The 12,702-nt window shown below is 64.0% G+C and carries 12 protein-coding genes; 7 read left to right on the forward strand and 5 right to left on the reverse strand.

Translation table 11 applies throughout. The features are described 5' to 3' along the window. Positions 1–15 precede the first annotated feature (15 nt). Positions 16–990: a phosphoribosylformylglycinamidine cyclo-ligase gene (purM, locus tag C453_RS10030; protein WP_049907626.1), complete on the forward strand. Its 975-nt coding sequence runs from the start codon at positions 16–18 to the stop codon at positions 988–990. Between the two features lie 44 nt (positions 991–1,034). After that, complete coding sequence (locus tag C453_RS10035; protein ID WP_008324297.1) at positions 1,035–2,330, forward strand: cytochrome P450; 1,296 nt, start codon at positions 1,035–1,037, stop codon at positions 2,328–2,330. A 40-nt stretch (positions 2,331–2,370) separates the two neighbouring features. Here C453_RS10035 and C453_RS10040 read toward each other — a convergent pair whose 3' ends face one another. Together C453_RS10040 and C453_RS10045 are read right to left on the reverse strand one after the other, a co-directional pair. After that, positions 2,371–2,910 (reverse strand): CBS domain-containing protein, encoded by a 540-nt coding sequence (locus C453_RS10040; protein ID WP_008324299.1) that lies wholly within the window; start codon positions 2,908–2,910, stop codon positions 2,371–2,373. A 44-nt stretch (positions 2,911–2,954) separates the two neighbouring features. Next, positions 2,955–3,311 (reverse strand): DUF555 domain-containing protein, encoded by a 357-nt coding sequence (locus C453_RS10045; RefSeq protein WP_008324300.1) that lies wholly within the window; start codon positions 3,309–3,311, stop codon positions 2,955–2,957. A gap of 356 nt (positions 3,312–3,667) precedes the next feature. On the opposite strand from C453_RS10045, the gene C453_RS20425 reads away from it, so the two are divergent. Together C453_RS20425 and psmB are read left to right on the forward strand one after the other, a co-directional pair. Further along, positions 3,668–3,841: a hypothetical protein gene (locus tag C453_RS20425; RefSeq protein ID WP_008324301.1), complete on the forward strand. Its 174-nt coding sequence runs from the start codon at positions 3,668–3,670 to the stop codon at positions 3,839–3,841. A gap of 136 nt (positions 3,842–3,977) precedes the next feature. After that, positions 3,978–4,709, forward strand: a complete 732-nt coding sequence (gene psmB, locus C453_RS10050) for an archaeal proteasome endopeptidase complex subunit beta (RefSeq protein WP_008324302.1) — start codon at positions 3,978–3,980, stop codon at positions 4,707–4,709. 87 nt (positions 4,710–4,796) lie between these two features. Here psmB and C453_RS10055 read toward each other — a convergent pair whose 3' ends face one another. Further along, positions 4,797–6,326: a hypothetical protein gene (locus C453_RS10055; RefSeq protein WP_049907625.1), complete on the reverse strand. Its 1,530-nt coding sequence runs from the start codon at positions 6,324–6,326 to the stop codon at positions 4,797–4,799. Positions 6,327–6,444: 118 nt separating this feature from the next. On the opposite strand from C453_RS10055, the gene ligA reads away from it, so the two are divergent. The 3 genes from ligA (at position 6,445) to C453_RS10070 (ending at position 9,955) form a co-directional block, all read left to right on the forward strand. Further along, positions 6,445–8,202: an ATP-dependent DNA ligase LigA gene (gene ligA, locus C453_RS10060; protein ID WP_008324304.1), complete on the forward strand. Its 1,758-nt coding sequence runs from the start codon at positions 6,445–6,447 to the stop codon at positions 8,200–8,202. A gap of 92 nt (positions 8,203–8,294) precedes the next feature. Continuing rightward, positions 8,295–9,005: an MBL fold metallo-hydrolase gene (locus C453_RS10065; protein ID WP_008324305.1), complete on the forward strand. Its 711-nt coding sequence runs from the start codon at positions 8,295–8,297 to the stop codon at positions 9,003–9,005. A 116-nt stretch (positions 9,006–9,121) separates the two neighbouring features. Then, the gene (locus C453_RS10070; protein ID WP_008324307.1) at positions 9,122–9,955 is read left to right on the forward strand and encodes an alpha/beta fold hydrolase; all 834 of its coding nucleotides are present in this window, start codon (positions 9,122–9,124) and stop codon (positions 9,953–9,955) included. Positions 9,956–9,982: 27 nt separating this feature from the next. Here the strand turns inward: C453_RS10070 and C453_RS10075 are convergent, their stop codons facing one another. Next, entirely contained in the window at positions 9,983–11,083 is a 1,101-nt protein-coding gene (locus C453_RS10075; RefSeq protein WP_008324308.1) for a DNA topoisomerase IV subunit A, read from the reverse strand. Next, positions 11,083–12,702, reverse strand: a 1,620-nt coding sequence (locus C453_RS10080; protein WP_008324309.1) for a DNA topoisomerase VI subunit B, incomplete at its 5' end; no start/stop codon positions are given. The genes C453_RS10075 and C453_RS10080, both read right to left, overlap by 1 nt.

Consider the following 12,702-nt stretch of genomic DNA (forward strand, 5'->3'; position numbering starts at 1 on the left):
ATCTCGTACACGAACATGACGAAGGACGATTCCGAGGGGATGACCTACGCGGACGCGGGCGTCGATATCGAAGCCAGTGAAGCCGCGACGGCCGCACTCGTCGCGCAAGTCGGCGGCGGGTCGGGCGACTACGCCGGTCTCCTCGACATCGGCGACCGGTATCTCGGTCTCGCCACCGACGGCGTCGGGACGAAACTGCTCGTCGCGGAGGCGCTCGGAGACTACTCGACGGTCGGTATCGACTGCATCGCGATGAACGCGAACGACCTCGTCGCCGCTGGCGTCCGGCCTGTCGCGTTCGTTGACTACCTCGCGGTGGACGAACCCGACGAGACCTTCGCCGAGCAGGTCGGGCAGGGCCTCGCCGCAGGTGCCGAGGAGGCAGACATCGAACTCGTCGGCGGCGAAACGGCCGTCATGCCGGAGGTCATCAACGGTCTCGACCTCGCCGGTACCTGTGCTGGGCTTGCGAAGAAAGACGCTATCTTCCCGGGCGAGGCCGAACCGGGCGACGCGCTCGTCGGCTTCCCGTCGTCAGGGATTCACTCGAACGGGCTGACGCTCGCGCGCAAGGCCGCGACCAGCGACGGCGAGTACACAGACGAGTGGGACGGCGACGAGTACGACACCGTCGGCGAGGCGCTTCTCGAACCGACGCGCCTCTACACCTACCTGCTGGACGACCTGCGCGCGGCCGAGACCCGCGCCGCGGCCCACGTTACCGGCGGCGGTTGGACCAACCTCGAACGCATGGGTGAGTTCCGCTACGTCGTCGACGACGCCTTCGAACCCCACGCAGTTTTCGAGTTCGTCCAGGAGCGAGGCGGCGTTTCGGACGAAGAGATGCACACGACGTTCAACATGGGAACCGGATTCGTCGCGGCGGTCCCCAAAACGAACGCCGAATCGCTCGTCGAAGCCACAGACGGCCGTATTATCGGCCACGTCGAGGAAGGCGGCGGCGTCGCGATTCGCGGTCTCGACCTGTAACGAAGCGAACCTTTCATCATGTCGCTGTGTGTGTACATCGTGTGATGCGTACACCACCGACACCCGGCGGGTGGCCGCTTGTCGGACACACAGTCGGATTCGCCGCCGAACCATTCCAGTTCGTGGCCGACATGCTGGCCGAACACGGCGTGGACAGCGCCGTGGGCCTCGACCTGCTCGGAATCGACAAGCTGTACGTTCTCGCACATCCAGACCACTTCGAGCGAGCGTTCGTGACGGAGCGAGACGCCATCTCGAAGGGAAACGAGTTCGACGCGGCGTTCGGTGACGCCGTCATCGCCGCCGAAGGTGACGAGTGGCGCACACAACGAGCCGAACTGGACCCCTTCTTTCGCTGGGAACGGGTGACCGAGTACGCACCAATCATGCGCGACCAAGTCGAGCGCAGACTCGCTGAGTGGCCCGACGAGGGGACAGTATCGGCGGAAGGCGAGATGAAGAACCTCACGCTGGACGTCATCTTCGCGACCATCCTCGGCCGCGAACTCAGACTCGACGGCGACGAACGAATGCGGACTGCTGCCGACGGCCTCAACGGGCGCTTCGCACCGCAGTCGTGGGTGCTCCCGTCGTGGGTGCCGACGCCGAGTCGCCGTCGGTTCGACAAGTCAGAACAGACTCTCCGCGAAGAGGTCCGAAAACTCGTCGAGACGGCCGACAAGGAGAGCCTCACTGCCCGTCTCGCCGACGCTCTCGGGACCGAATATCCGAAGACGGTCGAGTCGATGGAGAACCAACTCGTCGGGATGATTTTCGCAGGCCACGAGACGACGGCGCTCGCGCTCATGTTTGCGCTCTACTCGCTGGCGACGAATCCAGAACCGTACGAACGCGCCGTCGAAGAGGTGTCTCGCGTCGTCGGTGACGGCCCAGTGAGCACAGAGGCACTCGAAAATCTGCCCGTTCTCGAACGCATCATCAAAGAGACGCTTCGACTCTACCCGCCGGTTCACACGCTTCCGCGCGAGACAACCCGTCCGTTTTCCGTCGGAGACCGAACGATTCCCGCGGAGACGGATATCCACCTCTCGATTATTCGCGTACAGCGTGACGACCGCTGGTACGACGACCCCGACGAATTCCGCCCGGAGCGATGGGAGAAAGAAAGAGACCGCCCGCGGTACGCCTACGTGCCGTTCGGTGCGGGACCGCGAAGTTGTCTCGGGCGCGCGTTCGCACTCACCGAGGCCAAAATCGTCCTCGCGAGCGTACTTCGGGACTTCCACCTCGAGTGGGGCCGAGACGAACCGCTGGATATCACGCCGGAGATGACGACCCAACCGGTCGGTGACACACCGCTCGCCGTCCGCCGTCGCTGACGTCGGTCGGTACCGAGCGCCCCGTTGTGACCGTCGCGGCTCAGATGTGCGCGGCGATGTCGGCGTCAGTGATGATACCGACCGTCTCGCCGCCCTCGACGACGAGGATAGCCGAGTTGTGGTCGAGACCGCTGCTCACCTCGTCGAGCGTCGTGTCTAGTTCGACCGTCGTGAGGCCCTCGGACATGACTTCGCTCACAGGGCGCTGTGTCACGTCGCCTTCCTGTACGTGACGGATGTCGCTGTTCGAAATGAACCCTAGCGGCATTCCGTTCTCGATGACCGGAAGCTGAGAGAACCCGGCGTCCAGCATCAGGTCGCGGGCTTCGCGAACCGAATCGTCGGGCGCGACGCTCCGAACGTTGGTGTTCATCACGTCTTCTGCGCGCACGATGCGGCCTTCCGCCTCGTCCAGTGCCTCGACGATACGGCGGAGCGTCGAGAGACGGGGGTCTACGTCGCCACCCTCGATACGGGCGATGAGGGGCTGTGAAACGCCCGCCATGTCGGCGAGTTTGCTCTGAGTCAGTTCTAACGACTTCCGACGTTCCCGGAGGTCGTTCGGCGTAGGGAGTTCCATACCGAGGGAATAACCCACGGTTATGGAAAAAAGCTTCTGGTCGCTTAGGCGTCGTCGTCCTCGAACTCCATCACGTCGATGACGTCGAGGGGAACGTCGCGGAGCGCGCCGCCGACTTCGCTCTTTGCGATGCGCGAGGCGTGCTTCTCACCGTCTGCGTTGAAGACCTTGATTTCGAGAAGCAGGCCCACGAGCGCGGTGTTAGCGGCGATAAAGGCCGAGTCGAACGGTTCGCCACAGGCGGGACACGGGGTCGCACCGACTTCGACTTCGACGTACTCTTTGTCCTTTTCGTTGAGACGCTTTCCGGCTTCGCTGACGGCGACGCCGATGGCGTCGTCGATGTCCTCGACGTCCCGGACGAGCCAGGCCGCCTCCATCGCGACGAGATAGTTGCTCATAGTGGACGTACGAGACGAGGGGGTTTCGTGCTTTGTGGTTCGTGCGCGCGGGTGCCAGAGAGTTCCACACGGGGTTTCCTGGTGTTGGAGACGAGTTACTGTGAGTGACCGTCGCGGCTGACCGAGAGTCACACCGCTCGAAATGAATGCGGAACTCCGGCGCACGCCACTTCAATAATCGTCATAACTTATGCGAAAGCTGTCAGCACGTCATGTAATACGCACGGCGAATAGTCGCACGTGGTGGGACAGAGACAAGTAGAGTTGAATCGCCCGACAGCGCCGGGGTGGTGATCCGGCCGCGGAGGGAAAGCTTATCACTGGGGACGTCTCGACCCACAACTGAGGACACGGCAATGTTCCATCGCTTGACGAAGACCACGCTACTCGCCGCCTACCAGCTATCTGTTGCCACCGGCATCGCGCTGCTCCCGGTTGCACTCGCCGCCCGCCGCATGGGCGTGACCCTCCCAGTTCACCGTCTCGTTGAGACCACCGGCGACGCCTACGAGCGCGCCGCGACCCGTTAAGACAGGGAATACCATACGTTTTGTCTCGCTGCCGACTGGTGAGCGGCGGCGCTGACGACGCGCGTCAGACACCACGACACCGGCAACGGCGAGGTGAAGGGTTGCATTTATCAGCGCCGAAGTGCAATCGCTGACAATGCGTACCCCGACTCACGACGAGTTCTCTGGCCGTCTCGACTCGCTCAACGGCGACCACTCGAACGTGTTCGGCCCGGAACTCGGCGAGTTCTCTCACGCCGAGCGACGCGCCACCGAACTCGGCGACAAAGAGACGAAGACCGGAACGACGACGGTCGGTATCAAGACCGAAGACGGCGTCGTCCTCGCGACTGACATGCGCGCGAGCATGGGCTACATGGTCTCCTCGAAGGACGTCCAGAAGGTCGAAGAGATTCACCCGACGGCTGCCCTGACCATCGCTGGCTCTGTCTCTGCCGCACAGTCGCTCATCAGCAACCTCAAAGCAGAGGTCCGCCTCTACGAAGCCCGTCGCGGCGAGGACATGAGCATGCAGGCGCTCTCGACGCTCGTCGGCAACTTCCTCCGTTCGGGCGCGTTCTTCGTCGTCCAGCCCATCCTCGGCGGCGTCGACGAAGACGGCGGCCACATCTACAGCATCGACCCCGCCGGGTCGATTCTCGAAGAGGAGTACACCGTCACTGGCTCCGGCAGCCAGTACGCTCTCGGTGTCCTCGAGCGCGAATACAGCGACGACCTGACGGTCGACGAAGCGAAGCAGGTCGCCACGAACGCCATCCGTGCCGCGGTCGAGCGTGACCTCGCCTCGGGTAACGGTATCAACATCGCCGTCGTCACCGACGAGGGTGTCGACGTCCAGCGCCACCAGAACTTCGAAGGCCTCGAATAGGGCTTCGGCCGTTTCTCTCCGTTTTCGCACCGACACAGCGACAGCTCTCTCGGGCGTAGCGGACAAAGACGAACGGGAAAGAAAGTCTTAGAACCAGTCCGAGAACGCGCCTTCGAGGAGCGTCTCAGACTGCTGTTCGACGTACTCGCGTTGCATCTCCTGTAGTGCCGTCTCGAAATCTGCACCGTCGTCGAGGTGGTCGCGGACGCGGTGGCGCTTCCAATCGGCCGGGGTCACGCCCGTTTCGACGCGCTTTCGCAGCGGTTCGAGGTAGTAGTTGGCCTGTTCTTCGGAGCAGCCAGCCAACCGAAGCCCGTCGCGGGCGTGGACGAGCACGTCTTCGTACAGTTCTGCACCGGCGACCGCGTCGCCATCGGCGTCCAGCCAGTGGATATCGCCGTGCGGCCCCTCGCGCATCGCGGTGTAGAAGTTCTCTTTGGCCGTCTCCCACTCGATGTTGATGGCGGGGTGTTCTTGTCGCGGCAGTCGCTCCATCAGTCCCGCGAATGCGGCTTGGAACGCCAGCGAGTCCCGAACTGTCGGCTGGGCGGCTATCGGCCGGAACTCGATGCGGGCGTTCGCTGACGACCGGGTCGCACCGTCGAACACCGGACGGACCCATCGCCAGTAAGTGCCGTGTTTTCGGCGGAGCGTCGCGAACTCGTCGTCGAAGCGGTCGCCACGTGTGACCGACATCGGGACCATCGTCGAGTCGTCGGCGACGCGGTCGACGGCGTCCTCGACGGTTCCGAGGTCGTCCGGGAAGCGAACCTTCTCGTGGTCACCAGCGTTGAGAACCGTCTCGAACACCGCGATACGGTTTTCGTCCCAGCCATCTTCGAGTATCTCGTCCGGTGTCGCGTCGTCGTCGTAGAGGTCGGCGGGGAAGAACGGCGAGTTGACACCGAGGGCGAGCAGCGGCCCGGCAGCGCGGAGTGCGTAGTTGAAAAACAGCGGCAGGTCCACTGCGTGAGAGACCTGATAGTGCGGTTGAATCGAGGTGATAAGCGACTCGGGCATCACGGTGTCGGCTTCGAGCGTGACGTGCGGCGCTTCGAGCGTCCGCGACGGCGGGGCCGTCGGCCCGTTGGCCATCGCGTGGTAGCGAACCGAGCCAGACATGTTGGTCGCGAGTCGGACGCGCTTGTCAGAGATGGAGTCCGTGAGGTACTCCATGGCGGTTTCGCCAACCGGCGGAATCGTCCACATCCCATCCGAGACGAGGCGCATTCCCTCGGCACCGGCGCAGTCGAGTGCGGCGGAGAGTCGAGCGCGAACCTCGGAACTCTGTGCGCGAAGTCCGTGTGGGTTCAACGGCTGGGGACTCGTCGTCATCTCGGCGTTGTGGAGCCCCAGTTCCTTCTCGAAGCCCATGAGTTCGAGCAACCGACGTGGGACGCGCATGAGCGCGTTGGCTCCCTCGCCGTTTACGGACCACCGGCCGTCTGAGACGGCGTAGAACTCGTATTCGAGCCCGATAATCGACTGGTGGTTGTCGAAGGTTCCTTCGCGCAGTTCGCGCTTTACGACCTCCGCATCAGCCTTCGCTTGCGCTTCGAACTCGTCCGCGTCGACCGCGAGCACGTCTTGCACACGCTCCGCGAGGTCGTCGCTCATACCCCCCGTTCGGACCCCAATCCCCATTAAGTCCCCGGCAATTCCCTCGTTCGTCAGCGTCTCACACCACCGACGCTTGTCGAGACCCTTTTTGTGCGGGCGGCGATACTCACGCCCAATGGAGTTCGCCGAGTTCGCCGAGCGCGCGGCCGAAATCGAAGCCGAGAGCGCGGACCTCACTATCGTCTCATATCTTGCCGACCTGTTTCGTGATGCCGACGACGACCTCGCGACGGTCGCCCGCTTCGTCCAAGGGCGAGTGTTCCCCGCGTGGGACTCGACTACGCTGGATATCGGACCCCGCCTCTGTCACGAGGCCATCGCTCGCGCTGCCGGACCGAACGTCTCTGCTGACGACGTCGAAGACAGACTGGCCGAGCAGGGCGAAATCGGCGCTGTCGCCGCGAGTTACGACTTCGGCGGCCAACGCGGCCTCGCAGCCTTCGGTGCAGGCGGTCAGGACGGGCTGACCGTCGCCGAGGTCGATTCCGAGCTTCGCGCCCTCGCCGCCGCGTCTGGGGCCGGAAGCGAGGACACGAAGCTGAAGACGCTCTACGGACTGTTCAACCGAACCGACCCCGACGAGGCGCGCTTCCTCGCACGGCTCGTCCTCTCGGAGATGCGCATCGGCGTCGGCGAGGGAAGCGTCCGCGACGCGATTGCAGAGGCGTTCCTCGTCGCCGACGCCGACGCGACCGCCATCCGCGACGACGATGCGGACACGGACACCGAGGCGGCGGCCCGCGAGCGCCGAGACGAGAACATCGCAACTGTCGCCCGCGCCCTGCAGGTGTCGAACGATTACGGCATGGTCGCCGAAGTCGCCCGCGACGAAGGAAAAGCCGGTCTCGACGACGTCCACCTCGAAGTCGGGCGGCCGATTCAGGCGATGCTCGCGCAGGCGGGAACCGCCGCAGACGCGCTCGACGAGTGGGAGACCGCCGCTATCGAGACGAAGTTCGACGGGGCGCGCGTGCAGGTTCACCGCGACGAGTCCGGCGAGGTGTCGCTGTACTCGCGGAACATGGAGGACGTGACGGGCGCACTCCCCGAAGTGGTCGAGTTCGTCGAAGACGCGGTCGATTGCCCAGTCATCCTCGACGGCGAAGTCGTCGCGATGGACGACGCGGGCGATCCGCTGCCGTTTCAGGAGATTCTGCGTCGCTTCCGCCGCAAACACGACGTCGACCAGATGCGCGAGGAGGTCCGGGTCGAACTCCGGGCGTTCGACTGCCTCCACGCCGACGGCGACGACCTGCTGAACGCCCCGCTGACGACGCGCCACGACCGACTTGCGACCGTCCTCGGACAGGACTCGAAGGCCGTTTCCGACCTGCTTCTCTCGGACGACTCCGACGAGATTGCCGGCTACGAGGCCGACGCCCTCGACGCAGGCCACGAAGGAATCATGCTCAAGAACCCCGACGCGGCCTACTCGCCGGGTGACCGCGGGAAGAACTGGCTGAAGCGCAAACCCGACGTGGAGACGCTCGACCTCGTCGTCACCGGAGCCGAGTGGGGTGAAGGCCGCCGGGCGAAGTTCCTCGGCACGTTCCTGCTTTCGGCCCGCGTCGAGGACGCATCCGGTGACGACGAGTTCGAAACCATCGGCAAGGTCGCCACGGGCATCACAGACGAGCAGTTGGTCGAACTCACCGACCTGCTCGAACCCGAAATCGAACGCGAATCCGGGAAAGAGGTGGATATCCGCCCCTCGGTCGTCTTCGAAGTCGGCTACGAGGAGATTCAGGAGTCGCCGACGTACTCGTCTGGCTACGCGCTTCGATTCCCGAGATTCGTCACCGTTCGCGAGGACAAGACGCCCGAGACGGCCGATTCGCTGGCGCGTGTGGAGCGGTTAGTCGAGTCGCAGTAGTCGAGAAGGCGCGTTATCGAACCGAAGTAAACGGTACTCGCAGCCGAGTTGCAGTAGTCGCGTTTTTCAGCCGCCAGCACCTCGTCTGAGATATGACCATCAAACACGACGGCCTCGACGTCTCGTGGCTCGGCTACGCCACGGTCCGAATCGAGTCCCCCGACGGCTTCGTCGTCTACTTCGATCCCGGCCGGTACGGCGTCCTCGACGACTACTACGCCCGTGACGGCGACTTAATTCTCGTCACCCATGACCACCACTACGACTCCGACGCAATCGAGCAGGTCGCCGACGAGGATGCCACCGTCGTCGCCTACGAGGGCGTGAACGCAGCGAACATCGACCGCGACGTGACGCCCGTCGAAGACCTGCCGTACGAGACGGTTCGCGTCGATGACGAGGCCTTCCTCACGGTCGGCGAGGTCGAGGTGTGGACCCTGCCGGCGTTCAACGACCCCGATGGGCCGCACCTCCGCGACAACGGCGACCCCTACCACCCGCGCGGACTCGGATGCGCCTACCACATCTCTATCGGCGACCGAACCGTCTTCTGGCCCGGCGACTCGGACGTGCTCGAAGGCTTCCGCCACCTCGAAGTCTCGTTGTTCCTCGCCAACATCGGCGGGACCGTCGTGATGGACCGCCACGAGGCGGCCGACCTCGCAGAGACACTCGACCCCGACCTCGTGTTGCCCATCCACTACGACACCATCCCGATTCTCGAAGCCGACGAGGAAGCCTTCGTCGTGGACGTGGCGGGCCGAGGGATTCCAGTCGTCCTCGACGACCCCGAACAGGTCTGAGCGGCGCGGGGCTCTTTCTGTAACACCCAGCGGCGCAGAACGCCTTCCGTAACCCACCCGCCCAGAGATGTAACCAGACGGAACGGTTTTTCTCGGCCCACGCCGTACCGCCGTGTATGACACTCGACTACGGGATGCTCGACGGTCGGCGGCCGTACTATCGCGTTGGTGACCCAGACGGTGACCCGCTTTTCGTCCTCCCGGGAGTCTCGGATGCGTTCCAGCGAGGTGCCCCCTCCCGCGCGACTGCGGCGGTTCTGTCAAGACTCTATCGCGGCGTTTCCGACCGCGATGTGTGGGTCGTCGGACGCCGACGACACATCCCGGTCGGGTCGTCCACCCGGGATATGGCTGCCGAGTACGCGACCGTAATCGACGAGCAAGGCCTGTGGCCGGCGGACGTTATCGGCGTGTCGATGGGCGGGTTCATCGCCCAGTACCTCGCCGCCGACTACGCCGACTACGTGGATTCGCTCGCGCTCGTGTCGTCGGCGACGCGACTCGGCGGCCACGGCAAACAGGTCATCCGAGACTGGCGGACGCTCGCCGGGAAAGGCAAGTGGGCCGAACTCGCCGCAGACGCAGAGCGTGAATCGGCGACCGGCGTCAAACAGACGGTCGCACCGCTGCTCGTCGAGTTTGCGGGTACGTTCGCCGACCTCCGCCCGGCGGTTCCCGCCGACGTGGTCGTCTCACTCTCTGCCAGTCTCGAACACGACTCCCGAGACGTGCTCGACGATATCGACGCGCCGACGCTCGTCGCTGCGGGCGACGCCGACCACTTCTTCCCCGAACCGCGCCTCCGCGAGATGAAAGACGGCATCGACGACGCGACGCTGGCGCTGTTCAAGGGAGCGGGACACGACCTCGCAGTGAGCGAAGCGGACGAACTCAACGGTATCGTCCGGCGCTTTTTCGACGGCTTCCGCGGCGACGGACTCTATCCCTAAAAATCGAGAGAGCGAAACGAGGGCGGGTTAGATGACGCCCATCTCGTCGAGACGGGTGGGCAGGTACTCGTCGGTCACGAAGTCGAGGCCGCGGGCCGCGAGTGCCTGCTGTTCTGCCTTCTTGCCGATGTCGAGTTGCAGTTCGATTTGTTCGGTCCAGTAGTCGCTCATGAAGCGCGGGTCCTCGAGTTCCGACTCCAAGGCGTTGATGTCCGAGTCCGAAAGCGGGTCGGTCGGCAGGTCGTAGTCGACGATGTCCTGCGGTTGGATGCCGACGAACCGAGCGTCCGGCGTGGCGAGGTACTCCGAGAGGTGTGCGGACTTAATCGACCCGTACGCGACAGAGCCGAAGATACGGTACGACCACGGGTCACCGTCTGTGAAGACCACGACCGGCAGGTCGAGTTCGTTGCGCAGGCGCTTCGTGATGCGCCGCGTCGCGCGAGCGGGCTGTCCCTTCAGGTGGACGATAAGGGCGTTGTAGTCGTCGTCGAACCCGTTTTCGATGAGACGGTCGCGCATACCACCGGTCTCGACGCACATCACGAAGTCGATGTCGTGGTCGAGGAATTCGATGGTGTCCGGGTTGTTCGGAATCTGGTAGCCGCCTTCGCCGACGTCCTTCTGGCAGTGAATCTCGCGCTCGCCGCGGCGGGTCTGCTCGCGGAGTTCGAGCGGCCCCATGAGCGTCGCACCCGACTCTTCCGGACGCATGTGGAAGTCTTCGCGGGTGACTTCCGAGACGATTTCGAGGTCCTCGATGAGTTGGTTGGACTCGTCTTGGTCCGAGAAGTGGGCCTCTTCTGCGTCCCACGATTCGGAGAGGTAGTAGAGTTCACGAAGGGTCGACGAACGGTCTTCTTCCAGTTGTCGAGCGAGGAACTCGATGGTGTAGGCGGCCTTCAGAAGCTTCCGCGCCCCGCGGACACTGTTGGCCGAGCGGGTCGAGGTTCGGTCGCCGTAGACCCAAACGTTGGAGTCTTCGTCGTATTCGATGTTGCTTTTCGTCCGCGTGGGGAGCGTCATCGTCGGAATCTCCCCGTCGTCGAACTGGTCGTAGAACTCCGCCGCGAGGTCGATGAGTCGTTCGCGGGCGAGTTCCTCGTCGGTTTTTGAATCGGATGCCATTATGCGTTCACCGTGAGTTTCTCCGTCTCGACGCCGTCGACGTTGATGTCGAACGACGCGTCCTGTTCGACCGAGTAAGTGAGCGTCTCGGACTCACCCGCGGCCACCGTCGGATTCCACTTGACGAACCACTCGCCGTCGAGGTCGACGACGTTCGCCTCGCCGTTCAACCCGAGGGGTTCGGTGTCGAGGATGTCTGTGATATCCGGCGACTCGTTCGTACTCGAGTAGTTCGTGACCGTGAGCGTGACCGTCCCGTCTTCGACGGTTCGCTCGACGCTGACGTTGTTCATGATGCGGGCGAGCGCACCGTCGATTTTCGGCTCTTCGCGGCCGGTAACTTCCGAGAGCTTCGTCGCCATCTGCGGGAGGATGCGGCCGATAACGTCCTGTTTCTGGCGACGCTTCTGGAGCGACCGGCGCTTCGAGAGGTACGATTTGAGTTCGCGGGCAGCCTCGCGGATGGCGAGTTCGACTTCGTCTTGAATCGCCGGCACGTCCGCGAGCGCGTCCTTGGACTCGCTCGTGAAGGGGACGTTCGTGGATGCGACGTGGACCATGAGCACGGCCGGTCCTTTCGGCATTCCGCTGCCGCCGGGTTGGTCGAGGCCGTAGTTCCGCCAGCCGATGTCCTTTACGACGTGGGTGATGGTACACGCGCCGCGCTGGTAGACGAGCGGGACGCGGTTCGCAAAGCGCAGCAGGTCGATGCTGCCGTCGGATTTGATGTCGCCGCCGTAGGCGATACCGGCCTCGACGATGAACGGGTCGCCGCCGTGGACTTCTGCGTCGCGAGTCGCGGCCGCGTAGAAGTCGGCGTCGAACTCCTTTTTGAGCCCTGCTTCGACGAGTTCGGACGTGATGGGCGACAGACAGTCCGTCGGCGGCGCGAGGATGTCCGTCTCGCGCATCGCTTCGAGCAAGTCGCGGGCGATATTCCGGTCGTCGGCGATGTCGCGGACCTTCGGCACGTCGTCTTCGACCGTGCGCATCCGCGACCAAACGGCGTCCGCAATCTTCTCGCGGGCCGTCTCGCCGTAGGTCTCGTCTTCGCGTTCCTTGGTTCGCTCGGCCGCCCACGAGACGAAGTCTTCCACGTCATCGTAGGTAGCGCGGTCGGTCGGACCGGTCGTCTCCGCGAACTGCGTGGCGATAGAACGCGCCATCGACACCTTGCCGGCGTCGTCCTTCTGGGTCGTGGTTACGTCGTCGACGATGGCGTACACGTCGCTTTCGCGGTCCTCGGTGAGGACGGGCCAGACCGCCTCGACGATGTTCTCCTGGACTGTGTCGCCGAAGGTCTTGCCCGTGTCGTCACCGACCGACTCGGCAACGTTGCCGACGATGGTGAGCAGTTCACCGTGTGCGATGCGGTCTTTTCCGGTGACGATATCGACCAGTTCCTCGGCGAATGCGGTCGTCGCCTCTTGTCCCTTGTTGGCGACGGCGTCTTCGACAGTTTCGACGAGTTCGGTCGTCTCGTGGGACGTGGGCGTCTTCCACGTCATCTCGCGGCCGAAGTGTCGGTCGCGGAACGAGTCGATGATTTTCTCGGTCGTCTTCGCGCCGACGCGGGTGAACTCCTCCTGTCTCTTATACACATCTCTGATGGCGCGAGG

Source organism: Haloferax elongans ATCC BAA-1513 (genome assembly GCF_000336755.1).
In the GTDB taxonomy this organism is placed as follows: Archaea; Halobacteriota; Halobacteria; order Halobacteriales; family Haloferacaceae; genus Haloferax; species Haloferax elongans.